Origin of the sequence: Bradyrhizobium erythrophlei (assembly GCF_900129505.1) — a bacterium.
GTDB lineage: Bacteria > Pseudomonadota > Alphaproteobacteria > Rhizobiales > Xanthobacteraceae > Bradyrhizobium > Bradyrhizobium erythrophlei_D.
On record NZ_LT670818.1, the window covers coordinates 7,522,871 to 7,549,021 of the forward strand.

Below are 26,151 nucleotides of genomic sequence, written 5' to 3' on the forward strand. Positions count from 1 at the left end.
CAGCGCATGAGGCAAGCGATAAGCCGGTTATCCGGATAGCTTCAATTCAGCAGCCACCCGAACGTGTGGTCATTGACACCAATCAGCCGACGATAGTCCCGCCACCGCCACTGTTCGAAAGCGCAGGTTCAGGCAGTCTGTCGGCGCTGCAATCGTACGCTTCTGTGGACCCGTCCCCGATGGTGGTCGACTCAGCCCAAAAGCGGCCGAAGGCAATTAAACGGCGGGAGGCAGGAGTTGCTACTTACCAACCAGCCCTGTCGAACACCCCTGCGGTCGCGCGCGGCGGCTCGCCGATAGCTGCACAGTCAACCAGGTTATCGTTCGCGGAGATCATTTCTGGACAGCTTTTGAGAAACCTCTTCAACCTGCATTGACCTCTCCGCGAACTACGTGTCGCATCCTGGCGCGAGGTTCAATGCGCTCAGCAGCCCCGCAAGGCCCTCGGGGCGCCGACATGGCCTGAGGTCGACGACTGCCTTCGAAGGTTCGACATTCTTGCTCTTCTTTGACTCCTGTCCCCTCTTTGATTGCGAGCTCTTGATGCGTTTGTCCTGTGGGTCCTTTGTGACCTTAATCGAATTCGGGTCATGCCAGTGGCGGCTAGCAATCTTCGGGACCGTTGTAGGCAACGGCAATGAGGGTTCCGGGGTTGCCTTCGCAAAGCCTGTGATTGGCTCAACGGGGATCACCTTGCGCACGTAAGCGATTTCAAGCTTGTCAGCCTTCGTCAGGGTGTCCTGCGGAACGCCGGAGCCAGCGGTCGTTTGATCCGGTAAGGGTTCGATGGCCGGAGGACGCGACGCTGCCGTCCCAGCCTTAATCGCTATTGCCGCTAAGAGGACCAGACAACCAATTGGGGGCCCCACTATCCTCATTGCCAATCCCTCAAACCGAGCAGCTCGGTCGTCGTAAGCTCGGGATGGATTCAGGCTGTTAAAGGGCAGGCTCGGAAAAGATGGAGGAACCGCAGAAGTTGCTTGTCGTACGGTTAACGCAGCTCAGCGCTGTCAGGGTGCTGTGAAAGGCCTAACCTTGTTGGCGTTGCGTTGCCATCGGTTCTGTGTGCATCGACTGCTGAAGTGGCCTCTTCTGCAGTCGCCAGGAATTCTGAGCGCGTGCTAGCTCGTGCCAGCGCTCCGCTTGAGCAATCCATTTGCCTCTATTCAGCGGTTCTAACCTTACCCGCTCCAGGCAGTACATTTCCATTGTCGAGCAATCATTTTCACTCATCGCTGGATCCTCCTGCCGCCAGTTTATTTCTTCCCTTTGCGTCAGAGTCATTATGATTCTGTGGCAGAACGATTCTTAATCGGTTCCACCGAGGCTCGGCCTCGATAGAAGGATTTTATGAGTTCGCGAGCCATGCATCCGCTCATCAAGGTCCGATTAACATTGCTACGGCGATAGCGACGCGAAACGCGACATGTCGAGATTGGCACAGGTTAAACTTCTGGAAATCAACGCGTGTGACGGGAAAGCCAAATCGAATCGCAATAGCTATGTTCGACTACGACCGCAAAGAACGGACGACCTGGGGGCTGACCCTGACACAGCCAATTACTTAGAGCCGCCTCGGCGGCTCTTTTTTTCTTGTTGAGTCCCGCCGCGCGGCAACAGGCCGATACACCAAGTTCGCCGATCTATTTTTCGAATGATCTCGCCAGCCGATTGAACAAGGCCGCCCACAAATTGGCGGCGCGGTTGGGGTCCTCAGATTGGCAACCGTTCGCAAACCATTCGACCGGCCGCGCAAATGCCAGTAACGAATCGAAAATCGTTCTTGCTCACATTGTCGTCGACCAAAGGGGTGAACTGGAGCGCAGATCATGAGTAGGGAAGCAGTGCTAGAGAACGTACGGCGATTCCGCACGATCGCTTCGTTATACCGACAAACCGCGGCCTTCCGACCCGGTCAAAGCTGGTCCTTGCTGGGGCAGGCAAAAGATTGGGAGTATCGCGCATTGGCGGAGTTGGAATCCTACTTTAACGGCTCAGCGCAGCCAACCAGCGCGCGGTTGGAGATCGCTATCGCCGCCTAAGTGTTTTCTCGGCGGAAATCGTGTTTATCCCATAGGTCCGCGTGAGCGAGATTTTCAGGCCTTCGCCAAAAGCGGATGTTCGCCGATCCAATGTTATGGAACATGGAGCCCGACTGACAAGCTTTGTGACCAAACCTTATCAGTCGTAAACTGACGACGGGGAAGCGCAGTCCGTCATCGAAAGCGACTGCGACGGATGCGAGATCGACTACCACTTCTCGACTTCCGAGACTTGCGCCTTTCCACTCGAAGGTCCACTAACTTCCGCAAGCAATCGCTTCTCGGTCACTGCGACGAAGCGGTCGTCGAGTGCCGTCCTTACTCTTCGAGGCGGCCTCTTTAGACCCACGTAGTCCGCGCGATCCACTGTAAGGAATGGCGTCGCCTTCGACGCGTAGGTGGTCAGTTCTTCGTTGAAATTCCGCTCTGCGCCGTGATGCGGCAGCATTAGACGACCGACCAGGCTGGCGACGGGGGCAAAGGATCCTCTCCACTGCGCGAACGCATCTTTGCGGTTCAGCGGCGCGTCACCCGTGAGCAGCCAACCAGACGAGCGGACTTTCTTACCGTAGACAACACGGTCGGAATCCGACGTCCTCGGTCCTGCATATAACGACATTGAGGTGCCGTTCGAATTCATACCGCAATATAGCTTTTTTACGCTCTTCAGACCGACCCGCGTCCGCAATTTGTCGACAAGCGCTCGGTTAAAAGACGGATCGTCGGGATCGAGCTTCAGCAGGCGGCGGCACTCGGCGGCGATCTTCTCGCGGTTGAACCTCCACTCGTGGGCATGGGGCAAGAAGATCCAATCCAGAGCTCTGCCATACGACGTCATTTCGAAAAACGAGCCAGGGTCGGCTACGATCACGTTTATCTTTCCCGCTTCCGGCGGATTGATCTGGACCGGCTTTCCATTCACATCGAAAAATTCGAGAGTCAAACCATCGCGGTCAGGTGGATGCGGCGTCGGCAATACAGGTAGGCCACCCGCCCCCTCTCCAGTAGGCGGCAGCGGACCGTCGGGCCGAATGAGGACAAGCGTCTCGACCCCTTTGTCGCCGAAGTAGCCGGCCGGATCAGCGGCGGCACGGATCAGATTGCCGCTATCTCGGCCAGCCGCCGCCGCCCTGCCGATGGTTGCGACGACCTCCCGGGGCGATAGGTAGGGCGCCACCACCATCTTCACACTGGTCGGAACGCCGACGCTCCCTTCGAAAAGCGTCTCGAGTCCGTTAACGTGATCGGCGTCGAAGTGCGATACGAACAGGGCATCGATGTCGGGCGCGTGCAGGTCGGCACGTGATCTGGCTAGAAAAGCCTTCACACGGCTAGATAGCATGCTCTTCTTGCGCCACGAGCCGCAATCGTAAACCCAGCGAAATCCGGGCGTCGCGAAACCCAAAACGCCGGTGTGAAAACCGCCGTGCCCGACCGCTTCTTGACGAACGGATGCGAAAGGAATCAAGAATCTCGTTGCCTCCTTGGCTTCACGTTCGAGATCGACGAGAGGCTTCCTCCTAACTGCCGACATTCGCACTTCCTCATCAAAGATCACGTCGGCTGACCGAGGTGCTAGCACCTTCAGACGGCCATAGATCGCAGATAAGGCGGTCATGAAAGCGGTGTTGCTGACAGTCCGCGTGACTTTGTTTTCGATCATGAGGCGTGGTTCAACCTGCCCCGCTCCCAATTTTGCGTGCAGCAAGTCGAGGACTCTGCCGAGCTTGAAGCGGAGTACGTCGATCTCCGAATCCATTCGCAATCTCCCCTGGTCTGGGCGGCTCGCAGAAGCTCTCGTTTCGAGCTCTTCCGCCGGTTTAATGAATCTCGCGGAGAGCATCGGGCAGTAGTTGCGCGGGAGCGTCTGATTTCCGCGGAGAGACCCATCAACCGATCCTCTGGTAGGTATTGGTTAATGATCTCTTCGTCTGTAGACGGACGACGAATCCCTCTCATCCATCATCTCTGCGTCGGTAAATGTGAGCAGCGTGAGAATTTCATCGTTAGGCAGCGGAAAAGTATGCTCGAAAATTTGATAACGTTCCGCGCCACGTCGATCGAACCAGGCGTCGGCGTCGATCTTCCTCGGACGGGCCTGTTCGACCTTGGAGCCGTATAGCGTCTCGAACGCATAACTTTCCCGATCCAATTCGTCGCGCGGAAACCAATGATCGGGAACGCAGGGAGGCCGCAGAAACCATCTCCGCCCCTTCTGGCCGTGGCAAACCAGCATGGCGTGAAACCTGTTGCTCTGAACAAGGCGTATCGCGGTCGCCGTACGACTCGCTTTGAATGCGCCGGCAATTTCGCCGACCGTCTTCAGATTGAGAGACTTGTACTGGCTCAACACCGGAGCAAGGATGTACGCGGGAAGAAGTAGTTCTGATGCGAATTGATCTGCTACGAATTCCGGACTCGTCGCACCTTTCCGAAATCCGCCGAAGCTGCCGATGTCGCTCGATCGGCAAACGAGAAGCTGACCTCGGTGGTAGGTCCAGTGTCCGATCTCATGTGCGACGGAAAATCGCCGTCTTTGTGGGATCTTCGTGTTGTCGACGGAGATAATCGCCTTGTCGCCACACCCGCAGATCCGAGCTTCGCAGGACTTCAGCGGACGATATTTGACCTTTGCGCCGACGCTCCAGGCGACGGCCTCCAGATCGATTTCCTCCGGCCTCTCGATTCCCAGTGACCGCAACAACCGCTCGGGTGCCGAGTAACTCATTACGATTCCTCTTCACCCTCCCCGGGAATCGCTCCTAGTTCGATGAAGTCGGCCAGGATTCCTTCTGCATCGTCCTCCAACGAACCCGATTCATTGCGGGCAGCCATGGTAAGCTTGCTTGCCGCCGCTCTGTTGCGCGCTAGAATCCCCTGAAGGCCAGCTTGAGAAGTAACACCCACCGGCTTCAACGCCGGCTTCCTGGAATCGGCCTCCATCTCCTGTCGAACCAGCGCCATACGCCTTTTTCCTACGATAAGTTGCGCCCGTTCGAGGGACTTGCGTCCGGTCTCGCCGACCGCGGCCAAATCGACGCCATCTTCCATCGCTTCCTTCAGAAGCTCCTCGTCAGAGATCGAGAAAAGATCGTCCATCACGAAGTCGTCCATCCGGACCACCTGGTCCATTGCCTTCTTGATCCCGTCACCTGACATTGGGGTTCCTTTCGGCATAGTCGTTTAGCCGGCGTCGAACGAAGCGCCTCTTGGTATCGAATTCCTTCTGAGAAAGCTGCAGGAGCTCCCTGAGTTCCTGGCCCTCGATTCCGTCGATCGTTCCCTCGAATAGCATCTCGCTCTTTTCGTCACCGTCAAAGGCCGAGATGGCCTCGGCGATCATCTTCTGGGCGTCCATGGTCGAGGCGGCAGGATCGGCCGGCTTGGTCAAATCCGTCAATCCCGAGGGGCCACTTTGCTGCGCCTCCAACTTCTCAGACAGGTGCACATGGCCGTTGGTTCCATCGGCCTCGGACGCGATGCTGCGGATCGCATTTCCGAGAAAAGTCGTCACGGCGACGTTCCTCGGACACTTTCGGCGGCCCTCAAGGCTTCGGACCAGCGCTTCGTTCTGGAGTTCGCCCCATTCGAGGCGGCAGCGCTTGGAAAAGTACATCGCCGCCTTCCTGAGGCGCAGCCAATCCAAAGGGGTGAAGGCGGCAATCAGCGCCCGCAGCTCGTCCGGCGAGTACGCCTCGCCGGCGGGCTGATCTTCGGCTGATTCCTCCGTCACGGCGTTCGGCATTCCGTCCCTGAAATTTCGTCATCACTGGCTTAGGCGCAGCCCACCCGCCCCACGCGGACAAAGAAAAATCGGTGTCCGCGTGGGCAGCGGTGCGCGCCTAAGTTGATGATGACACAATTACCGCCACCTACAACCAGAGAGTTCAAATGACCGCGAAGATTACTTTCTTTCCCCTCGGTAACGCCGATACCACCCGGATCGACCTGGCCAATGGCCAGACCGTCCTGGTCGACTGCGCCAACATGCGGTGCGCCGACGACGATACCGACTGCAGGTGCGATCTGCCGGTGCTGCTCCGGCAAGCCCTCAAGGACACCAACCGCGACGACTACGACGTCGTCTGCTTCTCCCATCTCGACACCGATCACGTGAAGGGGGCCACGGACTTCTTCTGGTTCCGGCACGCGTCGAAATACCAGGGTGGCGACCGCATCAAGATGAACGAGATGTGGGTCCCGGCCGCGGTAATCACCGAAGATGGCCTCGACGGCGATGCCCGCGTCATCCGGCAGGAAGCGCGGTACCGGCTGGAGAAAGGCGAAGGCATCAAGGTCTTTTCCCGCCCCGCGCGGCTCCACGATTTCCTGGCGGACCGCGGGCTGACGGTGGCGGATCGCGCCCATTGCATCGTCGACGCCGGCCAGTTGGTGCCGGGGTTCAGCAAGGCGGGCGGCGCCAAGGCCGAATTCTTCGTGCACTCGCCGTTCGCCTGGCGGGTCAACGACCGGGAGGTCGAGGACCGCAATCAGGATTCCATCGTGTTCCAGGTCACCTTCGACGAGGGCGGCAACGAGACGTACGCGATCTTCGGATCCGACGTCGACTACGACACCCTGTCGAAGATCGTCCAGACGACAAAGAAGCACGGCCGGGAAGATCGTCTGCTCTGGGACATCCTCAAGCTATTCCGCCACTGCTCCTACCTGTCCCTCGGCCCGGATCGCGGCGCCGACGAAACCATCGCCGTTCCGGATGTGAAGTGGCTGTTCGAGACCCAGAGCCGCGACGGATGCATCGTCGTCTCGCCGAGCTACCCGATCCCGGCTAAGGGCACGACCGAGGACAAGGACGTGCAGCCGCCTCATCGTCAGGCGGCCAATCACCACCGCCGGGTCGTCGATGACAAGGCCGGCGACTTCAAGGTCACGATGGAATCGCCGAACACGGCGTCCCCCAAACCCCTCGAAGTCGAGATCACCAGCCGCGGCACCCGGCTCAGCGTCGTGGCGCCGACGATGATCGGCACCATCACCTCGACCGCGGCGCGGGCCGGCTGACATGCTCCACCAGTGGCTCGGTCAATGGGGCGAGGTCTGCGATCCTCCCGATCTGCAGATCCCGCTCGCGTCGCAGCTCGTCCGCCTGCTGTCGACCCATGGCGCCGGCGTCGCCGAAATCCTCGGCGCCCGCCGGGCGGGCCGCGCCGAGGTGCTGGTGCTCGACGTCCAGACCGCGCGGCCCCAGCGTCCTGCCTATCCGCTGAACCGGTCCGAGCCCATCGCGATCCTCTTTCCGCAAGAAGGCGCAGCGCCGATCGTGTTGGCGTTGCGGACCGACTTTCCGGACACGCCCCATCAGAACTGGGTGCCGGAGCAGATCCCCGCGTGCCTGTGCGTCGACGATCGACCCTGGGTGGAGGCCAGGCTGACTTACACCGCGGGACAGCTCCTCTTCCGCATCCTGAACTGGTTCAAACTTGCCGGAATGGGTGAACTGCACGAGACCGGACGCGCGCTCGATCCCTATTTCACCGGAGTAACCTTCGAGATCATCCTGCCTGCGTCGGTTTTCACCGAGGTGCCGGCCGACAAGGCCAACCTCGTCGGTTTCATCCAGGCCGGCAAACGGCATCCCGTCATCATCGCTGAGACGTACTCGCCCGAGCGTCACGGGTCCATCGCCGCCGGCGGCATCGTCATGACGACCTACGCGATCCCGCCGCAGAACATGCGGCGGCTCCGTCACGTCCCGACCACGTTGGACGAACTGGTGCGCGAACTCCGCGAACACGGCATCGATCTTGTCGCCGACCTCGGCGGCAAGATCGATGGATGGGCCGGCGTCCAGCAAAGGGACGTCTTCCGCCTGACGTCGAGACTTGCCGTAGTGCTGAAGGTGCCGGTGATCGACCCGGCATCCGGCACCGTCACGCGTACGGACAACCTGGCCTTCGTGACCAACCAGTCCCTCGGCGAGGTCGGCGTCGCACTGGGCCGTCTGCTCGAGAACCGATCCGATGTCGGCAACCAGCAAGGGTTCGTCCGCCAAATCGTGCCGGTCGTGCCGGTTCCGGATCGCCTCGCCTCGATCGCGCTCTGTACGGCGGCCGTCCATGTCGAATTCAATGCGGAAATGGCTGCGGCGATGTCCGGTCTCGCCGCGCCCGACGGGCGCAAGGCCGTGATGGTGGGGGCCGGATCCATCGGATCGAATCTTTCGGAAGCGCTCGTCCGCGAAGGGCGGTTCGACTGGACCGTGGTCGACAAGGACTATCTGCTGCCGCACAACCTGGCGCGACACACGCTGACCTTGCAATCGTCCGGCGCTTTCAAGGCGGATCATGTTGCCGCAAGGCTGCGGACGCTGCGATCGGGCGTCTCATGCAAGGCGATCGTGGCCGATTTCCTGGACGACCACGATGACGAATTGACCGAGTCGCTTCGCGCAGCCGACATCATCATCGACACCTCCGCGTCCGTTCCCGTGGCCCGGGCAATCGCCGACCTGGAGGTCGATGCGCGCCGGGCTAGCGCGTTCTTCAACCCGGCCGGCACCGCGGCCGTGCTCCTCGTCCAAGACCGGGACGGAAAGGTTGATCTTCGCGCGCTGGAGGCGGCGTATTACGCGCAGATCTTGACGAAGGAGGTACTCGCCGACCACCTCTCCCAGTCGGCCAACGCGATTCCCTATGCAGGGGCCTGCCGCTCCGTGACCAATCGCATTCCGGCAGCAAGGGCCATCACCCTGAGTGGTCTGGCGGCGACAGGATTGTCGAAAGCCATCGATCGCGACGAAGCGCTCGTCCAGATCTGGTCGCTTGCGGAAAGCGGCGCCGTCGAGGTCTGCGTCCGACACGTGGTGCCCCCGCGGCTCCACGCATCGCTGTGGCAGATCTTCGTCGACCCCGAGGTAGAACGACGCCTCAAATGCATGCGCGCCGAGCGGCTACCGAACGAGACCGGTGGCGTGCTGATGGGCGTGGTCGACGTCGCCGCCAAGCGCATCGACGTCGTCGATGCCTGGGACCAGCCGCCCGACAGCCGCGGCTCCGCCTCGCTGTTCGAGCGCGGAACCGGCGGCCTCAAGCGGCGCGTCTTCGACGCAATGGAGCGCACGCTCGACCAGGTCAGATACGTCGGCGAGTGGCATTCCCACCCACGCCATCACTCCACGAACCCCAGCGACATCGACGTCGCCCAGATCGCCTGGCTGACGGACAGCCTCGCCTCCGACGGTTGTCCCGCATTGATGATCATCGTTGGAGACGACGATATCCGCGTCTGCATGGGGACGACGCTGGAGGCCCTCAAGGCTGATCTGTCGAAGTAGCCCGGCAGACGTTCAGCGCGGCCACGACTTCTTGGCTCCATAGCGCTGGCGAAGCGTGTCGCCGTTGGCATCGAGGATGCCGCTCTTCTTGGAGAACAGACCTTCGACCCGCGAAGATTCCTTGGTCGACTTGCCGATCAGATTGATCACTTCGTACCCGCCGGTATGATCTCCCGTCGAGCGGATGATGACGTCGCCGGTCTTCGTCGTCTTCAGGTGTATGCCCTGCTCATGCAGCAGTTCGCGGATCTCCTCGCGCGGATGATCGTACTTGTTGTCGTAGTCCGAAGAACAGATCGCCACATCCGGCTCGATGTGGTTCAGGAACTTCTTGGTCGTGAACCCGTTGTCCGCGCCGTGATGTGCCAGGATCATCACGTCGACCTCGCTTCTCAGCACACGCTTCCGGCGAAGCCTGGCGCCGATGAGCGGAGACTCAATACATCCAGGGTCTCGAACATGCTTCGGCGAAGGCCTTTCGGGATACGCTGTACAACCCGCTCCACATCAGCGAGAACGCGAACGACAACTCGACCGTAAAGCTTTTTCGGAAAGGCAGCTTCGGTATTCGGCGATCATCTCCAGGCATTCCTCGCCGTGGCCGTAATCCTTGTGCGGATCGTAGCCGGGACATTCGATCTTCATCGGCCGGATCAGGTTCAAGAGATCCGGGAGTTCGAATTTGTTGCAGTGATCGGCATCCCAACTGGTGATATGCAGAACGTCGGCGTGATCGACGCCACACTTTTCGGTCATCTCACGCTCGACCTGATCGCGGCTCTGTTCCGTCAAGCGGGCCTCGATCATCGTGAAATGGCCGTCGGCGAAATATGAGAACGACGATCCCGCGGATCCCAGGTGATAAGCGCGGAATCGCGTCCGGATTCCTCTCATGACAGGTCCTCCCAATAGTGCGATGTCGGAAAGCCCGCCGCGACGTATGTCGTGAGCGTGGCATCGGCGATCTCGAATCCGTGCCGAGCCAGACCGTCGAATCCGGGACCGGAAAGAGCCCTAAGGTCGGTCGGGTGCTGCAGAGCCCTGGCCGCCTGCTCGTCAGTCTGGAAGCGATCGTAAAAACCGATGGGCCGGGTGAGATCGTTCTTGACGTCCACCGTGCGCACCGAATTGCCCATGCGCAGCAGCACGCCGTCGAGTGTCTTGGATGCAATATCGGCGATCAGCACCCTCGAGCGCAGCGCGCGGATCTGGTCGCCGGCGACGTCGAACAGGCGCGGACTGGACAGCTTGCCATCGAACAAGGCCGCCAGCGGCGAGCGGCCCGGTGCGCCCAGCGGGCCGGATGCGTCGCTGCAGATCAGGAAGTCGCAGTGGCGCAGACCCTTGCCGGGTTTGGTGATGGCTTCGAGGCCCATGTTGTCGTAGGCGCCGCCGTCCCAAAGCCGCACCTGTTTCCGGGATGGCGCACGTGCGCGCAGCTGCTTGCCGGTGGCCGGATCGGTTTCCCACCACCCTGCGGCCGGCAACGGCAGTCGCATCGCACCGATGACGTAAGGGACCGCAGCGGATGCCGCGGCCGCAATTGATAGCGGCACGTCCGGAGCGTAGTGCCGGCCGAAGGTCCAATCCCCCATCTCCCGCTTGGCGAACCGCCAGTTCTTGCCGGTCTCGATGCAGGTGGTGTTGATGAGCCAATGCGGGGCGTCGGGCAAATCCCCGAGCGCGCCCGAAACTCCCCAGTTCCGCTCCAGAAGTCTGGCGAGCACGGATGCCCTGTCGCGGACAAGATCAATTTTGAACTCCAGGAGTCCGCGCCAACCGATGGCTTCGAGGCTGAACAGATCGCCGGACGTCATCTTGGCCCGGACAGCCGGATAGATCTTCCCGAGGAAATCCTTCGAGGACGGCCATTTCATTCCAGCTTCGGCCACGACGGCGGCGGTCACCAAGCTTCCACCCGAAACGGTGGAAACCACCGATACCCGCTCCAGCAGACCTTGCGCGGCGAGACGTTTGAGGACGCCCATATGAAAGGTGGCAGCTCGGACGCCGCCGCCGGATAAAGCGAGGCCGATGCGCCGGACATCGCCCTCAGGGGCGATCGACGCCGGCTTGCCATCGGCAAAACTGTCATCTGTCACGAATTCGTCCTCACCCCACAGCGTCGTGCGCCAAGCTTTCCTACGGCGCCGACATCTGTTCAGGCGCGACTTAAAACCGACGCGGACAACAAATCTTTAGCTGAGATGGCTGGAGACCGACTGGTTCGACAAGCCGAGGAGCGGAAGTCACGACGGGTGGGCCAGATCGCACTCAGAGAAACAACCGCTCTCAGGCGGCCGTCGCGATCGAACCGGAGATTTGCGGCGGTTTCGCTCTCGGAATTGAGATATCCGAATTTTGGAGACGAAGTTCGAGAGCGGATGCTCTTGCTCGCCCGAGCGGACCTGCGGAACACCATTTCATGAGAATTCATAAGCCGCTCGAAACACTCGACTTTCAAGAACCGTACTGAACGCGCGGAGTCCAGAGCTTTGGAGAGAATTGAACCATTCGGAGAAGAATGGGTGCGCTCTGCCGTCGAAACGTCCGGAACCCAAATGAGAAATCCCCGCTAATACTGGGCTCAATTGCCAGCATCTTCGCTCGGAGAACAGGCGGCTGCGGCCAAGCTGGCGGAGGGAGAGGAACTGGGATCGAACCTTCTCCACGTAGTCCGCGGTAGTCGGGGGTGCTCAGGCGCATCAGGGCGCCCCTCGGATCGGGCGGCCGGAGCCGACGGCGCCCAAAAGGGCTCTCGAGGCGCCCACAGCGACGGCGGCGAGCCCCAGCCATATGGGTGCCCTCAGGAGCCCACGAGCGCCTGATGCCTCTCCGGATGCTCAAGACCCAGAGCGGGCCTCCGCAGGCCGGATGGGCCGCCATCGTCAGATATCGCGCCTTCCCATGACGTCCGCCAAATCAAATACCCTTTGTTCAAAAGTGGCCCCCTTCGGAACGCAGTAGCCGTCGACCGCAAGAAACGATCGAACTAGTCTCCCCCAACGTACAATCTCCAATCGAAGCGGCCGCCCTTGCGAAGCCTGACCGTCAAACATGAAACCGGGTGCTTTACGTAGAGACATTCGTCGACCGGCATCTCGGGCCGGACGTCAAATCACGTTGCGGCTGGCTTAGTGGGAGGTGTTCCGGGTGGCTTCTTTATTCGGCCTTTGCCGAGACACTCCTCGCACTTGGCAGGATAGATTTTGCGGCCCGGCTGCGTCGGCTGTTTGACCTTCTGTAACCCTGTGCCATCACAGGCGGGGCAAATAGCTTCGGCCACACTCTCACGCGGTTTTTTCACAGCGACCAATCATTAAAACAAAACAAAAAATTGAATTCATTTGCGCGAAGATAGCGCCTAGTCGCAACAGCGCAACCTAACTCGCTTCTTAACCTAACCGGTCAACGTTACCGCCGCAGAAGAAGGTCGTGCGTTGTCTTCAAAAGAGGCCGCGCAGGGGGCGGACCTGCGCAATCGCCAAGTGTGCTTTGGCACCAATAGCTGACATGACCGACCCGGCAACTCAGGCCCGAAAAGTACCAGACTCGGAAGTGACCCGGTACGAGGCGCATGTCCGTTCTACCTTAAGAGCGGACATCGTCAGGCCACCCCGGCATGTCCGAAAGGTGCCAATACCGGAAGTTGGTCATCCGCACGAATGATCTGACATAGCTATCTCCGCTCGACGGCGTAGCGTGACTTCATTTCGTCGAATGAAAATTGAGAGTGCATATCCTGCCGCAATAAATAGGCCCAGTGAGATCATACTCAGCGCACCAGAAATCTTGTAGAATTCGCCGCCCACTGCATAAGCACCGAAGCCGAAGAGACACGCCCAGCAGACTCCACCAGCTATATTGAAGAAGAAAAAGCGACCTGCCGGCATGCTATTGGCGCCCGCAAGCAAAGCAGCAAACATTCGTAGCACCGCAATGAAACGCCCAAAGAACACCACGGCGTTCCCATACCGAAAAAAAAGATATCGGCCGATCAGCAATCGATCCTCATCGAGGCGGATGTACCAGCCGTATCGGCGAAGAAAGGGCAAACCAAGCCGACGTCCGACCATGTATCCCAAACCGTCCCCGACAATCGCACCTGTTGCAGCTGCTAGTACAACGACAGCGATGTTGATCTGACCAGTGGTGGCGGCAAGGAGTGCAGCAGCAACAAGGATAGTCTCTCCGGGGAGAGGCACGCCGGCACTTTCGAGCGCAACAACACCAAAGATGATCCACGGGCCATAGGTTGGGATCAAGCTAATCAATGCATCGGACAAAGAAGCAACTCCATCTTTTGGGTTTTAGATCCGTGTAGACGCACGACCCTCGCGGCGAATTGCCACGATGGTGGATTCGAAATGTTGACGATATTTCATGGTGCTTCACCAAATGGTGAGATGTTCGCAAGCGACTGATTTATCAGTAGCCGGCGATGGAAAGATCAGCTGCCGGCTCTTATCTCGTGTGTGCGGAGGGTCCGCCATTCCTGGCCATTGGTCCAATGGATAAAAACGCACAGCTTCATTGGACATTCCGATGGCCATTCTGCCCAGTCTTCAACAACTCCGCTTTCTGTGTGCTCTGGCCGAGCAACGCCATTTCGGCCGTGCTGCGGAAAATTGTGCCGTCACCCAATCTACGCTGAGCGGTGGGATCAAGGAACTCGAGGCAAGGCTGGGCATCACGCTGTTCGAGCGCAGCCAGCGCCAGGTGATGCTGACGCCCTTGGGGAAAGAGATCGCGACGCGCGCCCAGCGCCTGCTGGTCGACGCCGAGGAGATGGTCGGGTTGGCCCGCAACGCGCAGGAGCCATTGTCCGGGCCGCTCCGGTTCGGGGTAATCCCGACAGTCGGGCCGTATGTCCTGCCCTCGCTGCTGTCGCATCTGGGCACTGCGCTGCCGAAGCTCAAGCTGTACGTGCGGGAGGCTCCGACCACAGTCCTGCTGGACAAGCTCGCGAGCGGAGAGCTCGACATTTTGCTGGTGGCCATTCCTTACGGACTTGGCGATGTCGAGGCGATGGAAATGGCGGAAGATCCAATCGTCGTTGCGATGCCGCGCAACCATCCTCTTCGCCATCACAAAGTGGTAACCCGTGATGACCTGGCGCGTGAGCAACTGCTCCTGATCGAGGACGGGCATTGCCTGCGCAGCCAATCGCTGCAGGCATGTCGGATCGTGGATCCGGTGCGCAATGAGGTCTTCCAGGCGACCAGCCTGCGAACCCTTGTCCAGATGGTGGCTGCAGAGCTTGGCATCACACTAATGCCCCAGATCGCGGTGGCTTCGGAACTCGCTTCAACTCGCAATGTTGTGATTCGCCCGCTCTCTCCAGACAAGCCGTTCCGCACCCTGGTCCTGGCCTGGCGGCCGACCACCTCGCGCGGCGCTGAATTCAGGATGCTCGGAAATCTTATCCGAGAGTGTCTGACGGGTACCAAGAGAGCATTTGCGCCTGACCAGGACATTGAAGCACTGGCAGCGCGCTGACAGCGTGCCAGGCCGGCATCCATTGTGGCGATGCCTGGGTGCTGGCCGGGCGCCATCGGCTGCTCCGATTAATGCCTTCGAAATTTCCCGTTAGCTATTCGGAGCCGGGCGACCACATGAGGGCCGGGCGAGAAGTTCGATGATCACTGATGGCTCTGCCCGTCGAAAGGAACGATTCATGACTGGACGAAAACCGATGATGGTATTGGCAACCGCCCTGCTTGCCGGCTCTCTGCTCGCGACGGGTGCACAGGCACACGGCGGTGGCGGCGGCGGTGGAGGTGGAGGTGGAGGTGGCGGTGGACACGGGGGCGGCGGCTTTGGTGGCGGCGGCTTTGGCGGCGGCTTCCACAGTGGCGCTTTCGCTGGGGGATTTCACGGTGGCCCCGGCCCTGTCGTTCAAGGATTCAACAATGGCGGCTTCCACGGTTTTGGCCCCGGCCCCGTCGTTCGAGGATCCAACAATGGCGGCTTCCACGGTTTTGGCCCCGGTCCCGTCGTTCGAGGATTTCATGGCCACGACTACGGACACCACCGCTACGGCTACGCTTACGACTATCCGTACTACGATTCCTACTACGACAACGGCAGTTGCTACGTTGTTCAGCGACGGGTGCACACCGCGCATGGCTCGCGTCTGCAACCCCGCCGGGTATGCGGCTGATCGACCGTCGCGCATCGATGTTGATCGCGGTCTGAAACGTCAACTGACTGCTTAAGCGTCGATTGCCATGAGATGACCTCAGCGCGGTCCCGCGCTGAGGTCAATTTTTGCGGGATGCGCCCCTGGTGGCGATGTCCATTTTGGCTCAAAAGCTGAATAGCTCAAGGCGAGTAAATGTTTTCTGGTCTTCCCGGAAGGTTAGGCGCGGTCTGCCGATTTGCGACGATTGCCAAGCCCTTCGGGGCGACTTTCGCTGGTGGTTCCGGCAAGCGTTAACCCGCGCCGCGGACATCAAGCTTAATAGCGGCCTTTGATTGCGGTTTGGCTCCGAAGTGAAGACAATTCGAGCATGAACGACCATGATCGGGCGGTAAGGTACCGCCGCCTCGCACTCGGCCACCCTGGGGAAAGTCGGTGATGGAAATGGCCATGGAGTTCAGCCGTATCATTGGTCCCGTCGAGGACATGGAAATATGGAACGCGAGCAGCGCCGGCTTTTCGTTCGTGATCAGTTATGAGAGGCGGAGCGGCCCCGGCTTTCACGGACACACCGGCTTCGTAGCGTCGTGGCGGCCGATCGATCAGAACAAGGGCGCCATCAAGATCGGCGGCTCGCCCTTCAAAACATTCGCTGAGGCCGAAGAAGCCTGCGAGGCCATGCTGGGACACCTGACGCGATAGTTATTGCTGCGGCGTTAGTAGCAAGCCTCCGGGCCCGCTTCGCGCGCCTAAGCGAGGCATCCGGATTGAAGCGCAGCCTCACGAACGGCGGGGTTGTCTTTTTCTGTCATGTAGATGACCGCCACAGAAATGTTCGCTGCAGAAAAACGGATGGATAAAGCCTACTGTTGAGGGAACAGCTTGTCGGTCGCTTTGTCCAAACGCTTCTTCTCGCCGCGTGCATCCGGCAAATGACCAACTAGGTCGCCATTCAACTTGTAAATGTTCGAACCCTTGAGATCGTAAAGCTTTTGACCTTTAAGGCCGAAGACTGCGTCGTCCATGACTATGCCGACATGGACGCCTTTGCTGTTGAATATATTGCCGTTCACGACCCGACCTCCTCTCGAGGCCCCTTAGCAAGGGCTGCGCTTGTTAGCCGGGAATAGCGAGACAAACCGCGGCTCATTTCTTCGCCTTCGGCAGATCGACCCGATCCTCCCGAAATTCAGAAGGCCCCTTCGTCAGTCGGTGCTTCCGTTGAGCACGTTCTTCGGGCGGCGCAGCGGGATCGATCATCTTCTTGATCGCGTTTGCTGCCAGCTCCTGAGCGCGCAGCCTCCGGCCGGGCTTGTTGACCGGTTTCGCTGGCGTCCTGACCGTGAGCCCCAGCTCGACCAGGCGGCGGACGGCCTCTGAGAAATTAGGGACCGGTTTTTGCTTGGCGCGCCAGCTCTCAACTGCCGCGACCATTTCATCGGTAAAACCGAGAACTTTCTTGACTGGGTGGGTCTCCGGCCTACCAATCATTTCGCATATGCCTAATTTTACTTTCGCATATGTCACATATATCAAATTAGCAAGCCGAGGGGAAGCGTGAACTTCCGCCTCGGCTCTAACCCCGACCATACAGGAGGCCCTCCAATGGCCAAGGCTACCCGCGCGCATAGCACGCCACCCACAAACACGTCTGCGACCGGGAGGGCGCAGCTATGACCCTCGAACGTCCCATGTTCCCGCCCGTCGACCCGACGCGGCGGTGGCTTTTATCAGTTGCGGCCGGCGGCGCAGTTGCCGCCGCCGCGAGCGCAACCACGGCCCAAGCCAATGATACGCCGGACGATACGGATCCTCTGCGCGTAGGATCGCTCGAACTTGATCCCGTCAATCGAACTGCCAGGCGCGGTGACCGATCATTTGATCTCCGGCGGTGCGAATCCCGCCTGCTCGAAGAGGTGCGGACAAGTTTTGACGCGCGCAAAACTCTTGGAAGATGTGTGGCATTACAAATTCGTTCCTGAGGAATCGAACCTCGTCGATGTTCATATGGGCAAACTGCGCCGCAAGGTCGATGGACCAAATGACGCCCCGATGATTTGCAGCGTTCGCGGCGCCGGGTTCATTCTCAATGCGACCGACCTCGACCCGGCCGGATCGACGGTGCAGCCGTGAGCAGCATCATCGACTTTCCGCTTCCCAACCGCCCCATCACCGAACGCCGAAGCGTTTCGCGATCTTGAGGGCAGGATTTCCGATTGCGTGCACATGGCGAGTATTGCTGTGCAGATGGCCGAGAGCGCGATTGTCGGCAGGGACGATAAGCACGAAAGGGCAATGTTCGCGGTGTTTCAAGTCGCGATTATGTTGAAGAAGCTCAACGCGGACTATCAAGCCGCTAGGCACGGCGAGCGGGACATCGAACCATGAAGCGCCGGCGCCAATGGTACCGAAAGCGGAACCGCCGGCGGCTAGCGTCTCACAGTAGGCGGCTGAAGCGGTAACAAGAATGCGGCGCGGGCTCAGGTCCGCGCTCACGGGGCAAAGAATACCGGCTGTATTTTGGAACGAATGCCGTCGGGGTAACTTGGCTATGCACTGCCGGATGCCGGGGCCGCACCTTGGCATCCGATGAAAAGACGGCCCCAGCTCGCCCCCCCCCCCGCGCTGGGGCTGTTTCTTTGCCACTCGCGGAATACATTCTTCCTTACGTTGGCGATTGCAGCTGTCCCTGCAGCCAACCGCGCGTTTCGACTGATTTTATCGGATCGACTAGCACCCTTTGGACGTGCTCACACTTCGGACACTCGAAGATCCGCAGATCGGAATGGGCGGGGCCGGGTTCGATCCGGGCCAGCATCATGCGGCCCGGACACTTGGGACAGCGAGGCCGATCAATAGGAAGTAGCGATGGGTCGGAGCGATGGTACGCTAGAGGCATGTGATGCTGCCGCAGATCAGGCGGGGAGCGCAACACTCTCAGTCACCGGTAAACGCCTAGGTGGGGCGGTGACAGAAGAAATCGTGGAACCCGCGCTTGTCCCGCGCTGCGCAATTTTGCTCACTTTCGAGAAATTAATGAATTGGGATACCCCACACGGAAGTACCGGCTCGGTACGTCGTCCTCTAGTCGGGCCCGTTTAATCCGGCGCGCGATCAAACCGCGCTCGCCAGCCGAGCGTTGGCGCCGATCGGACTATTTGAAAGACTCCGTGGTCACCCGGAAAAGGTGGCAGGTTGTGCCAGACTCATCCACGACTTCTAGCCGCCATTCCGGGCTGTCTCTAAGCCTCGCGACGGTATCGCGGATCATGTCAGAGCACGCCGCCGCGGCCTCGTCCCAAGCCGCGTTATCGTCCGGCAAATCGACGCGGGGGGTACTTGAATGAGATCCTTGGCGGATTCGGAATGTATAACGTGCCATGGCGGTGAACTATATAATCTCCACGCGCATATGTCGGTCCGGCGCCCGACACTCGCTTCGGATCGCCCCTCCGAGCGCCCGGGCCGAGGGCCCCTACGCTGGCGCCGGTCGGTCGGTACAATGACAGCCCGCGAGCCGGACCGGCACCAGCGACTCTCTCCGGCCCAGCGATCGGGCCTTCTAGGATTCTGGTAGTGGGTCGGTTTGATTATGGCAGGATAGCTGGCTTGAACCGGCTCGCCATGGGCTCATATCAATTGAATGCGTAAGAACGAATTTCCGTTGGTCATGAGCTATCTAACCGCTGCCGTTGGGCTGGTTTGGATTTTGCACATCATCGGCACTTACTACGTGTGACCGACAAATACCCCAAACGCCCTGGGGACCCCAACCAGCTCGCCAAGTCTTGAGCCTGAGCAGCAGTCTACAGTGCCCTGATAACGAAAGGCGCGGGCTCAAGGTTCGAGCCTCTCAAACCGGTGCGGCGAAAAAGCCGATGGCGAGGGCGAACAGCATAAAGCCACCGAATGCATAGATCGCTACGTTCAAAGGACTGGTCATTGGAAAATAACTCTCCTGGCAATCTTGGGTTCCGGTGACACCGATGTCAGCCGGGCCGTCCGGCGTCAGGCCCAGCGGTGCCACCGCAGGGCGGTCAGATATTGCCTGCAAGCTTGGCGGTAAATCGCGTTGAGCAAGGTTACCATCATCGAACCGCGTTGTTTGATCACGGGAGATGCTAGGCCGCCTCTGTTTCCGGAATGCTTCGCGGTCGGCCCAAAATGGTTTCACGCAAGGTGGGGTCCGCCTGTGCGCTGGCGCCGATCGGCTGGACAACATGAGGCCAGCAGAAGCCGGACTCACCAGCGGGCTTCCTAGAGTCAGGGAGGGGCTATCTGCTGATTGTGGCAGGATAGCTGGCTTGAACCGTGTCGGCGCGGGCGCATATTCGCCGGATGCTCGAGCAGCGACCAACTTTCTTGGCGCGGAAAAATCCCGGATCTGGCTGGGAGGTCGATATTCTATGGCCCGATGGCGAAACGGGAGTAATCAAGGGCTTCATTGCGGAATATGACGCGGTTAAGTGGATTGCTGAGCATGAGCACTCTAAGGCGAGGTCGGGAAATGCGAATGATAAGTCGCCCCAAACGCACTAGGGACTCCAACCGGCCCGCAAAGATTTGCTGACGGGGCCCCGCCCGAAATCCCCTTACCTGCACCAGCGGCCTTCCTGGAGTCATAGCGAGGCTATCGCCGTTAGCCGCCAGGCAATTCATCGTCGAAGGGATCCGGTTGGCCGGGCGGCAGCCCGCGCGCTACCTCGTCCACGATCCCAACGATCTCCCGAACAATGTCACCACGGTCGCTGCCGGCTGCACCTTCGAGCAAATAGCGGACTGCCGCGCGGATCACTGCCTTGGCGTCGTCTGGACCGCTAAAATCCCAATCGAACTCATCTGGCATGACAGCACCTGCTAACGCACCGCCAAAAGGCGATCGGACCCGACTTAGAGCCTTCCTAGGCTCGTGCAAGGGCCATTTGGAAAACGTGACGTTTAGTGCCTTGCGAGGGTGCGAGCCACGCCGATAGTGCGATCATGAAAACCGCCACGCCCGACAAAATGCCCGACAAGCGCTGGCTTGCCACGCTCGACAATCCCCCATCGCCGGCCGATGTCGGCCCACCCAAGGCGCATCTCCAGGAAAATCCCCTCTCCGTGTGTGAATTACGACACATAGCCCCGCCACGATTCGACTTACCGTGCCGAACACTTCCTCCCTAGACTGGGACCCGTCGCCAACGACGGGTCCTTTTTTGAGAAGCGCCGTCGGCGGCCCGCGCTGGCAAACCCTGTGCTGGCGCCGATCGATGAGAGGAATCGGCGGCGGCTGGCGAGCCACGCCCGACGGTTGAGAGAACGGGCACGGGGTTGAGAGGCCCCGCGTCGTTGGGCTAGCTATGGTCATAATTGGCGCGCAATGCTGGCGGCATCGAATGATTGTCCCCTGAGTACATGTTGGGCGTTGATGTCGAAGGATGGAAAGGTCACAGCGCTTGCTGCGGTAGCGCTGCTACTGTCGAGTCTTTCGCTTGGCGGATGCGCGACTTCAACTGCCGGCTCATCACTGATGGACGCGCGGGCTGAGACACCGGCGCCTCCGAAAACAAGCGTTTATCTCCCGGTGGAAGATCTGCCGCCGAAGCGCGAGAAGCCTGCCATGACGGCCGACGAGCGGTCGAAGCTCCAGAAAGAACTGATCGCGGCGCGCGATCGCCAGGCGTCTGGTGGTAAAGCCAAAGGGGGCGCAGCGCCCCCTCAATCCATAAAGCCCTAGAAAGCGAAACCTCCTTGCCGGGCCGGCGCTTCAAAGACGGGCTGGCCAGGACCGCCCGCGCGCTGGCGCCGATCGGCCGGCACATGACAGTGCGCCAGAGCCGGACGGCAGTGAGTCTCCCAGGCCCGGGAACGGCATCGCGCGGTCGGCAACCGAACATATGCGGCACGTTCGCACTGCCCTTTTTTGCTCACTGGCAAGCCGCAACGGCTATTTAATACTTTTGGCTACAATGCCCCAGCGCTGTTCTCAGCCGCGCGCGCGACCCAAAGAGAGGAACCCCGCTGGCCTGCCTCCGGCGGGGTTTTTTTCATTGCTCGTCCCTCTAGGCTTTGCCAGCGCGCTTCGCCCGGGCCTCCTCATGGACCTTCTTCATTAACGTCTGCAGCGGACTCCAGCAGATTTCGCAAAGGTCTCGATCGTCGTCGGGCATCAATTGCTTGCCGCCGCTGGCGCCGTTTACATGGACGTGAGCCCATCCCAAATTGCTGTCGGCCTCGCGGAAACAGCAATCGCAAACAAAGGTCGTTTTCGTTCCCATGCGTGAGATTAGAGCGGTGAACATGCGCGGGGCAAGAGGCTAAGATCCCTAGTTGATTGAGCCCCGAACACGCCCCGGTCGTGGCGAGCTTTAGTAGTGTCCCTCATTGACGCTTGGTACACAAAATAACAGCTTCCGGCGCGTCCGCTTGGCCGGACTGTGCGTCGCAGGTTGCTCCGTTATCGCCAATCGTTTTGGCCGCTTCGTCCACAGAACCAACCTTTGACATGCAAGTGGCGCTGACCATCACCTCGTCGACCGCACACATGGCGGCTTTTGCCATCCCGTTATCGGAGGTAGATCGCACGACGCGAAATTGAGCTAGCGGCGACACGCCGTCCTTGCCTGCAGGTCCCTGCGGTCCCTGAGGACCGGGAGTGCCAGCCGATCCAGCCGGGCCACTTTCGCCCCGATCGCCCTAGTCGCCCTTATCGCCCTTCGGACCTGAGCAGCCCGCGACGACCAGCGCGAGGGCTAGGCTAAACACGACAATGATGGATTTCTGCATCTGGGAGCCCGAGGCTTGCGGGCGCTCAACGTTTGCGTACGCTGAGTTGTTCCCCTTCAGAAAACGGCTCCTGAAGCCAGTGAGCAACTGGGGCCGTCTGCGGGGTGTCGAAACTGGGGTCGCGACACGCCGATCTAACCGACGGCGATATGACTCGTTCCAGCAGACTACTAATCAGACCCGAATACTGGGCCGGCCGAATCCGCCCGTGCACTGGCGCCGATCGGCGGACAACATGGAGCCCGCGAATCCCGGACTCAGCAGCGGCCTTCCTAGAGTCATGCAGGGGCAAAACCAAGGGGCGGGAGCCGGAGAGGGTTGCCCGGATCGAGCCGGAACTAAGTGCCCGGGTTTGACATAGCGATTTAACTTCTCGCTATCGGCGCGCATTAGGCGCGTAGTCGGATTGGAGGCTGGAGACGGATTGGAGGCCGCAGATGGTTTCGACCGATCACTTCCGACAAGAGCTGCTCGCCCAGTTGGGCCGCGCAGCAACACGGGGGCGCATAGATATTCTCGTCAATTCGGGAGAACTCTGTCGCTCCACCACTAGGGACGGTTCCGGCCCCGGTTCTTGCTGTGACGCAATGCAAGAAGAGTTCAAGCTGGGAGATACGCTGCTTCTTGACCGGACCAATGGTGCAGGGATGACGATCCGGTACTTATTGCCACGCGCCAACTGAGGCGGCCTTACTTCACTTCCGTTTTTCTTCTTTCAATAAATCGAACCGAAAATCCGCCAGCGCTTGCTTGCCCGCAAATCTCGCGGCCCGGCCTCGCGCCGGGCTTTTTTTTGCTCGACGAGCTGCTGGCGGCTTGACGGGCTACTTATAGTGAGCACGAGTAACCTCTATGAAATCTCCGTTCCATCCCACACTCCATCTTTTCCCTTTAAGATAAAGTGTTGCGTCGACCGGTTGAGACCGCCCCCCGACAACGGACATTCGGTGCCTAAACCGCGATGACCGTTTCGGTAGAGTCGAGGATGGGCGCGGTAGCTTGGGCCATTCGGCAACGCTCCGTTTCCCATCCCCGCTCATCGAACCGGACGTGCCCGATTAAGGCATCCGGCTCTCCGACTGATTTCACCGTGAGGCACACAGCGGGGCCGTTAGGGGTAGGCGTTCGAGACGCAGCAGACCGTGTTGTCCATAGACAACGTCGAGAGAGAACCGGTGTGTGCCACGTCCTGCCACTTTGTGCCGTCTGGCGAGGAAGTCGCGTACGCGCTCATAAACGTATCGGTCAATGCCGCGGAATGCCGATCGGCGCGTTCCATGGCAGAAGTAGTTCGACCAGCCAAGCAGAGAGCTGTTCAGCGTGTCGCGCACTTCGGGCCATGGATCGTTGTTGCCAGGCACCAGCAGATTGCCAACCTTCGTTTTGAGCCGTTGCACGCTCTTCTTGGACGGGCTCGCGCTCAGATACCAATGACCGTTCGCTTTGTAACGGTGAGGTCCGAACGAGTAGCCGAGGAAGTCGAAGCGTTCTTGCCGAGCATTCTTCAACGAGGTCTTGGCCTCGTTGAGTGTCAGCCCGAGCCGCGTCATCACCGCCTTCGTCCACGCCAGGGCCTCGGCCGCACATCCGCGACTGAGGATAACGAAGTCGTCGGCATACGCGATGACGTGTGCCCGGAACGCCTCCCCGCGCCCGGTCAGCCGCCAATACTTCAGGAACCGATTCATGTAGATGTTGGCCAGCAGTGGGCTCACGACGCCGCCCTGTGGCGTGCCGCGCGCGTTGCTCTTGCCACCACCGATGCGCCGGGTCCCGTCGCCATCATCCCGTTCCTCGATCGGCGCTTTCAGCCACAGCTTGATCAGCCGGAGCACGTGCCGGTCCACGATGCGACGAGCTACTGATTTCAGAAGCTCGCCGTGCGGAATCGAATCGAAGTAGCGGGATAAGTCGGCGTCGACCACGTCGGTATGGCCCCGGCAGATCAGCCGGTGCACTTCCTTGACCGCGTCCACCGCTCCGCGAACGGGGCGGTAGCCGTAGGCATTGTCCTCGAAGTCCGCCTCGAAGATCGGTTCCAGCACGAGCTTGGCGGCGGTCTGCACCACCCGATCCCGGATCGTCGGAATGCCGAGCGGTCGCTCGCCTCCGTCCGGCTTCGGTATGGACACCCGCCGCACCGGATCGGGCCGGTACGCCTTCGAAACCAGTTCCTCGCGCAGGCCCGCCAGCCACCTCTCCAGGCCCGACGCCTCAACCGCCGCAAAGGTCATTCCGTCCGTACCCGGCGCACCCGCATTTGCTCGGGCCAGCGCATAGGCATGACGCAGGATGTCCGCTCGGTAAATCTTGTCGTAGAGCAGGTAGAAGCGGAAGGCAGGCTCCGCCTTCGCCTTGCGGTATAGCTTTCTCTGAAGGGTCCGGATCGTTGTCGGTGTTGCCAGGCTCATCGCCAATCACCTTCACCTCACCATCTTCGAAAGCGCACCAGAAGTCAGGGCCCTTTCCTCAGCCAGCATTACCCGGCTTCGACGGTCATACGACCCCGTCCGACTCCCGCCATGGCCGCCGCCTTCGCGACGTTGAGGCCGCTACCCTCGCCCTTGACGGGTCTCCCCCGATTACCCGAACCACCTTTCCGACGTGCCGTGCCCACTACCCCGGCGGATCAAGCGGGTGCGCGTGTCGATTGCTTCCCCGCTCATACAGCCTTCCCCAAATGGCAGGAGGGTCGGCATCCGCATTGTCACTTTCGAGGCCTGCTCAGGCTTCACTCACGTTACGGCCCGCCGGATTGCTCAACCGCCTAAAGCGGCCTTTGTCACGAGGCTCCAGCCCTGCCGGTTACCCGGCCGAACCGCTCGTCAGCTACCAGATCAATCGACAACTCTCTGGGTGGAATCTTCCTCCACTAGTGATCCGCGCCTTCGGGGCGCACTGCCAACAGGAGACTAATGTACCGCAGCAATGACCGGCGCTGTTCGATCACCTCGTCCGCAGCTACTTGCCGAGGCGGTGGGACCGTAAGTCCAAGTGCTTTGGCGGTCAGTGATTGCTGTCTTGGCAAGCACTCTATCGAGGTCTAGCATTTGAGCAGCGTGTGGAGACTTCGATGGCTTCAAGCTTCAATGTCCATGATGCGGCCGGCTATGAGCGGCTCATGGGCCGGTGGAGCCAAAAACTCGCGCCCCTGTTCATCGAGTTCGCGGGTCTTGCCAACGGCGAAAAGATTCTTGACGTCGGCTGCGGCACTGGCAGCCTGACATTCGCGCTAACCAAGGCCGCCGATCTCGGCGAGATCAGTGCCATCGACTATTCATCCGTCTTCGTAGAGGCGGCGAATCGACGCAATACCGATCCACGCATCAAGATCCGCCAGGCGGACGCCTGCGCCTTGCCCTTCAAGGACGCTATGTTCGACCGGGCATTTGCGCTGCTCGTGCTCCACTTTGTGCCGGAAGCCGGCAAGGCCGTGGCCGAAATGCGCCGCGTCGTACGGCCGGGCGGCGCCGTCGCAGCCGTCGTGTGGGACCACCTTGGCGGCATGGCCGGCATGCGCATGATGATCGACACGGTCGCGGCGCTGGGCGAAAGCGGGCGGCAGTTACGAAGCCGCTATTGCTTCCAGCCGATGATGCAGCCGGGCGAAATGAAGCGGACTTTTATCCACCAGGGGCTTGCGGATGTCACGGAAACCGATCTGATGATCCGCATGGACTATCAGAACTTCGACGACTATTGGGCACCGATTGCCGCGGGCGAAGGTCCGCTTGGGAAATATATGACCACGCTCGACGCAGCGGAGCGGCGGCGCACCGATGCCGCCGTGCGCGATGCCTACGAGGCCGGCCAGCCCGATGGCCCGAGGTCATTCGCGAATGTCGCTCGGGCCTGCCGCGGCATCGTTCCCTGACCCAATTACAGCCCTCAGCATGAAATGCTGG

26 protein-coding genes are annotated in these 26,151 nt (G+C 60.2%); 12 read left to right on the plus strand and 14 right to left on the minus strand.

Annotation, left to right across the window (positions count from 1 at the left end; genetic code table 11):
• Positions 1-1,829: 1,829 nt before the first annotated feature.
• Entirely contained in the window at positions 1,830-2,042 is a 213-nt protein-coding gene (locus B5525_RS46845; protein ID WP_079570486.1) for a hypothetical protein, read from the plus strand.
• A gap of 208 nt (positions 2,043-2,250) precedes the next feature.
• Here B5525_RS46845 and B5525_RS35240 read toward each other — a convergent pair whose 3' ends face one another.
• The 4 genes from B5525_RS35240 to B5525_RS35255 all read right to left on the minus strand — a co-directional run bounded on the left by B5525_RS35240 (position 2,251) and on the right by B5525_RS35255 (position 5,775).
• Positions 2,251-3,801 (minus strand): MBL fold metallo-hydrolase, encoded by a 1,551-nt coding sequence (locus B5525_RS35240; protein ID WP_154073636.1) that lies wholly within the window; start codon positions 3,799-3,801, stop codon positions 2,251-2,253.
• Positions 3,802-3,957: 156 nt separating this feature from the next.
• A complete protein-coding gene (locus B5525_RS35245; protein WP_079570489.1) occupies positions 3,958-4,770 on the minus strand; it encodes an ImmA/IrrE family metallo-endopeptidase in 813 nt (270 codons plus the stop codon).
• A complete protein-coding gene (locus tag B5525_RS35250; RefSeq protein ID WP_079570490.1) occupies positions 4,770-5,201 on the minus strand; it encodes a hypothetical protein in 432 nt (143 codons plus the stop codon). The genes B5525_RS35245 and B5525_RS35250 overlap by 1 nt, the downstream gene beginning before the upstream one ends.
• Complete coding sequence (locus B5525_RS35255; protein ID WP_154073637.1) at positions 5,191-5,775, minus strand: hypothetical protein; 585 nt, start codon at positions 5,773-5,775, stop codon at positions 5,191-5,193. The genes B5525_RS35250 and B5525_RS35255 overlap by 11 nt, the downstream gene beginning before the upstream one ends.
• Positions 5,776-5,933: 158 nt before the next feature.
• Here B5525_RS35255 and B5525_RS35260 point away from each other — a divergent pair, with 158 nt between their 5' ends.
• Both B5525_RS35260 and B5525_RS35265 read left to right on the plus strand, forming a co-directional pair.
• Positions 5,934-7,064 (plus strand): hypothetical protein, encoded by a 1,131-nt coding sequence (locus B5525_RS35260; RefSeq protein ID WP_079570494.1) that lies wholly within the window; start codon positions 5,934-5,936, stop codon positions 7,062-7,064.
• 1 nt (position 7,065) lies between these two features.
• Positions 7,066-9,336 (plus strand): ThiF family adenylyltransferase, encoded by a 2,271-nt coding sequence (locus B5525_RS35265; RefSeq protein ID WP_079570495.1) that lies wholly within the window; start codon positions 7,066-7,068, stop codon positions 9,334-9,336.
• Positions 9,337-9,348: 12 nt separating this feature from the next.
• Here the strand turns inward: B5525_RS35265 and B5525_RS35270 are convergent, their stop codons facing one another.
• The gene (locus tag B5525_RS35270; RefSeq protein WP_079570497.1) at positions 9,349-9,735 is read right to left on the minus strand and encodes a hypothetical protein; all 387 of its coding nucleotides are present in this window, start codon (positions 9,733-9,735) and stop codon (positions 9,349-9,351) included.
• Positions 9,736-9,933: 198 nt separating this feature from the next.
• On the opposite strand from B5525_RS35270, the gene B5525_RS44865 reads away from it, so the two are divergent.
• Positions 9,934-10,170, plus strand: a complete 237-nt coding sequence (locus B5525_RS44865) for a hypothetical protein (RefSeq protein WP_154073638.1) — start codon at positions 9,934-9,936, stop codon at positions 10,168-10,170.
• Between the two features lie 56 nt (positions 10,171-10,226).
• Here B5525_RS44865 and B5525_RS35280 read toward each other — a convergent pair whose 3' ends face one another.
• Positions 10,227-11,438, minus strand: a complete 1,212-nt coding sequence (locus B5525_RS35280; RefSeq protein ID WP_244567698.1) for a patatin-like phospholipase family protein — start codon at positions 11,436-11,438, stop codon at positions 10,227-10,229.
• A gap of 1,551 nt (positions 11,439-12,989) precedes the next feature.
• A complete protein-coding gene (locus B5525_RS35285) occupies positions 12,990-13,622 on the minus strand; it encodes a DedA family protein (RefSeq protein WP_197687877.1) in 633 nt (210 codons plus the stop codon).
• 259 nt (positions 13,623-13,881) lie between these two features.
• Between B5525_RS35285 and B5525_RS35290 the strand changes: the two genes are divergently transcribed.
• The 3 genes from B5525_RS35290 (at position 13,882) to B5525_RS35300 (ending at position 16,180) form a co-directional block, all read left to right on the plus strand.
• Positions 13,882-14,835: a hydrogen peroxide-inducible genes activator gene (locus B5525_RS35290; protein ID WP_079570500.1), complete on the plus strand. Its 954-nt coding sequence runs from the start codon at positions 13,882-13,884 to the stop codon at positions 14,833-14,835.
• A gap of 178 nt (positions 14,836-15,013) precedes the next feature.
• Positions 15,014-15,499: a hypothetical protein gene (locus B5525_RS46850; protein WP_172900040.1), complete on the plus strand. Its 486-nt coding sequence runs from the start codon at positions 15,014-15,016 to the stop codon at positions 15,497-15,499.
• Positions 15,500-15,922: 423 nt separating this feature from the next.
• Positions 15,923-16,180 carry a hypothetical protein gene (locus B5525_RS35300; RefSeq protein WP_079574227.1) on the plus strand — a complete coding sequence of 86 codons (258 nt, stop codon included), beginning with the start codon at positions 15,923-15,925 and terminating at the stop codon, positions 16,178-16,180.
• A gap of 161 nt (positions 16,181-16,341) precedes the next feature.
• Here the strand turns inward: B5525_RS35300 and B5525_RS35305 are convergent, their stop codons facing one another.
• A complete protein-coding gene (locus B5525_RS35305) occupies positions 16,342-16,551 on the minus strand; it encodes a hypothetical protein (protein ID WP_079570502.1) in 210 nt (69 codons plus the stop codon).
• 73 nt (positions 16,552-16,624) lie between these two features.
• Positions 16,625-16,969, minus strand: a complete 345-nt coding sequence (locus tag B5525_RS35310; RefSeq protein WP_079570504.1) for a hypothetical protein — start codon at positions 16,967-16,969, stop codon at positions 16,625-16,627.
• 345 nt (positions 16,970-17,314) lie between these two features.
• Between B5525_RS35310 and B5525_RS35315 the strand changes: the two genes are divergently transcribed.
• Together B5525_RS35315 and B5525_RS44875 are read left to right on the plus strand one after the other, a co-directional pair.
• On the plus strand, positions 17,315-17,611 hold the full coding sequence (locus B5525_RS35315) for a winged helix-turn-helix domain-containing protein (protein WP_338075244.1): 297 nt from the start codon (positions 17,315-17,317) through the stop codon (positions 17,609-17,611).
• A gap of 93 nt (positions 17,612-17,704) precedes the next feature.
• Positions 17,705-17,866, plus strand: a complete 162-nt coding sequence (locus tag B5525_RS44875) for a hypothetical protein (RefSeq protein ID WP_154073639.1) — start codon at positions 17,705-17,707, stop codon at positions 17,864-17,866.
• 766 nt (positions 17,867-18,632) lie between these two features.
• On the opposite strand, the gene B5525_RS48050 is transcribed toward B5525_RS44875, so the two are convergent.
• The 3 genes from B5525_RS48050 to B5525_RS35325 all read right to left on the minus strand — a co-directional run bounded on the left by B5525_RS48050 (position 18,633) and on the right by B5525_RS35325 (position 20,324).
• The gene (locus B5525_RS48050; RefSeq protein ID WP_425305231.1) at positions 18,633-18,860 is read right to left on the minus strand and encodes a DUF6894 family protein; all 228 of its coding nucleotides are present in this window, start codon (positions 18,858-18,860) and stop codon (positions 18,633-18,635) included.
• Positions 18,861-19,331: 471 nt separating this feature from the next.
• Entirely contained in the window at positions 19,332-19,652 is a 321-nt protein-coding gene (locus tag B5525_RS44880; protein WP_154073640.1) for a hypothetical protein, read from the minus strand.
• Between the two features lie 465 nt (positions 19,653-20,117).
• Positions 20,118-20,324 carry a hypothetical protein gene (locus B5525_RS35325; protein ID WP_079570506.1) on the minus strand — a complete coding sequence of 69 codons (207 nt, stop codon included), beginning with the start codon at positions 20,322-20,324 and terminating at the stop codon, positions 20,118-20,120.
• 564 nt (positions 20,325-20,888) lie between these two features.
• On the opposite strand from B5525_RS35325, the gene B5525_RS35330 reads away from it, so the two are divergent.
• On the plus strand, positions 20,889-21,197 hold the full coding sequence (locus B5525_RS35330) for a hypothetical protein (RefSeq protein ID WP_154073641.1): 309 nt from the start codon (positions 20,889-20,891) through the stop codon (positions 21,195-21,197).
• Positions 21,198-21,841: 644 nt separating this feature from the next.
• Here the strand turns inward: B5525_RS35330 and B5525_RS35340 are convergent.
• Positions 21,842-22,021, minus strand: a complete 180-nt coding sequence (locus tag B5525_RS35340) for a hypothetical protein (protein ID WP_079570511.1) — start codon at positions 22,019-22,021, stop codon at positions 21,842-21,844.
• A gap of 662 nt (positions 22,022-22,683) precedes the next feature.
• Here B5525_RS35340 and B5525_RS44885 point away from each other — a divergent pair.
• Positions 22,684-22,929, plus strand: coding sequence for a hypothetical protein (locus B5525_RS44885; protein WP_154073642.1), 246 nt, complete (start codon positions 22,684-22,686; stop codon positions 22,927-22,929).
• 402 nt (positions 22,930-23,331) lie between these two features.
• On the opposite strand, the gene ltrA is transcribed toward B5525_RS44885, so the two are convergent.
• A complete protein-coding gene (gene ltrA / locus B5525_RS35345; protein ID WP_172899993.1) occupies positions 23,332-24,657 on the minus strand; it encodes a group II intron reverse transcriptase/maturase in 1,326 nt (441 codons plus the stop codon).
• A 662-nt stretch (positions 24,658-25,319) separates the two neighbouring features.
• Here ltrA and B5525_RS35350 point away from each other — a divergent pair.
• Entirely contained in the window at positions 25,320-26,120 is an 801-nt protein-coding gene (locus tag B5525_RS35350; protein WP_079570513.1) for a class I SAM-dependent methyltransferase, read from the plus strand.
• Positions 26,121-26,151 lie beyond the last annotated feature (31 nt).

Coding starts and splice junctions, on each gene's coding strand:
- B5525_RS46845 (WP_079570486.1), top strand. CDS start 1,830: ATGAGTAGGGAAGCAGTGCTAGAGAACGTACGGCGATTCCGCACGATC.
- B5525_RS35240 (WP_154073636.1), bottom strand. CDS start 3,801: ATGGATTCGGAGATCGACGTACTCCGCTTCAAGCTCGGCAGAGTCCTC.
- B5525_RS35245 (WP_079570489.1), bottom strand. CDS start 4,770: ATGAGTTACTCGGCACCCGAGCGGTTGTTGCGGTCACTGGGAATCGAG.
- B5525_RS35250 (WP_079570490.1), bottom strand. CDS start 5,201: ATGTCAGGTGACGGGATCAAGAAGGCAATGGACCAGGTGGTCCGGATG.
- B5525_RS35260 (WP_079570494.1), top strand. CDS start 5,934: ATGACCGCGAAGATTACTTTCTTTCCCCTCGGTAACGCCGATACCACC.
- B5525_RS35265 (WP_079570495.1), top strand. CDS start 7,066: ATGCTCCACCAGTGGCTCGGTCAATGGGGCGAGGTCTGCGATCCTCCC.
- B5525_RS35290 (WP_079570500.1), top strand. CDS start 13,882: ATGGCCATTCTGCCCAGTCTTCAACAACTCCGCTTTCTGTGTGCTCTG.
- B5525_RS46850 (WP_172900040.1), top strand. CDS start 15,014: ATGACTGGACGAAAACCGATGATGGTATTGGCAACCGCCCTGCTTGCC.
- B5525_RS35300 (WP_079574227.1), top strand. CDS start 15,923: ATGGCCATGGAGTTCAGCCGTATCATTGGTCCCGTCGAGGACATGGAA.
- B5525_RS35310 (WP_079570504.1), bottom strand. CDS start 16,969: ATGATTGGTAGGCCGGAGACCCACCCAGTCAAGAAAGTTCTCGGTTTT.
- B5525_RS44875 (WP_154073639.1), top strand. CDS start 17,705: ATGGCGAGTATTGCTGTGCAGATGGCCGAGAGCGCGATTGTCGGCAGG.
- B5525_RS48050 (WP_425305231.1), bottom strand. CDS start 18,860: ATGGCACGTTATACATTCCGAATCCGCCAAGGATCTCATTCAAGTACC.
- B5525_RS35325 (WP_079570506.1), bottom strand. CDS start 20,324: ATGCCAGATGAGTTCGATTGGGATTTTAGCGGTCCAGACGACGCCAAG.
- B5525_RS35330 (WP_154073641.1), top strand. CDS start 20,889: ATGTCGAAGGATGGAAAGGTCACAGCGCTTGCTGCGGTAGCGCTGCTA.
- B5525_RS35340 (WP_079570511.1), bottom strand. CDS start 22,021: ATGGCAAAAGCCGCCATGTGTGCGGTCGACGAGGTGATGGTCAGCGCC.
- B5525_RS44885 (WP_154073642.1), top strand. CDS start 22,684: ATGGTTTCGACCGATCACTTCCGACAAGAGCTGCTCGCCCAGTTGGGC.
- ltrA (WP_172899993.1), bottom strand. CDS start 24,657: ATGAGCCTGGCAACACCGACAACGATCCGGACCCTTCAGAGAAAGCTA.
- B5525_RS35350 (WP_079570513.1), top strand. CDS start 25,320: ATGGCTTCAAGCTTCAATGTCCATGATGCGGCCGGCTATGAGCGGCTC.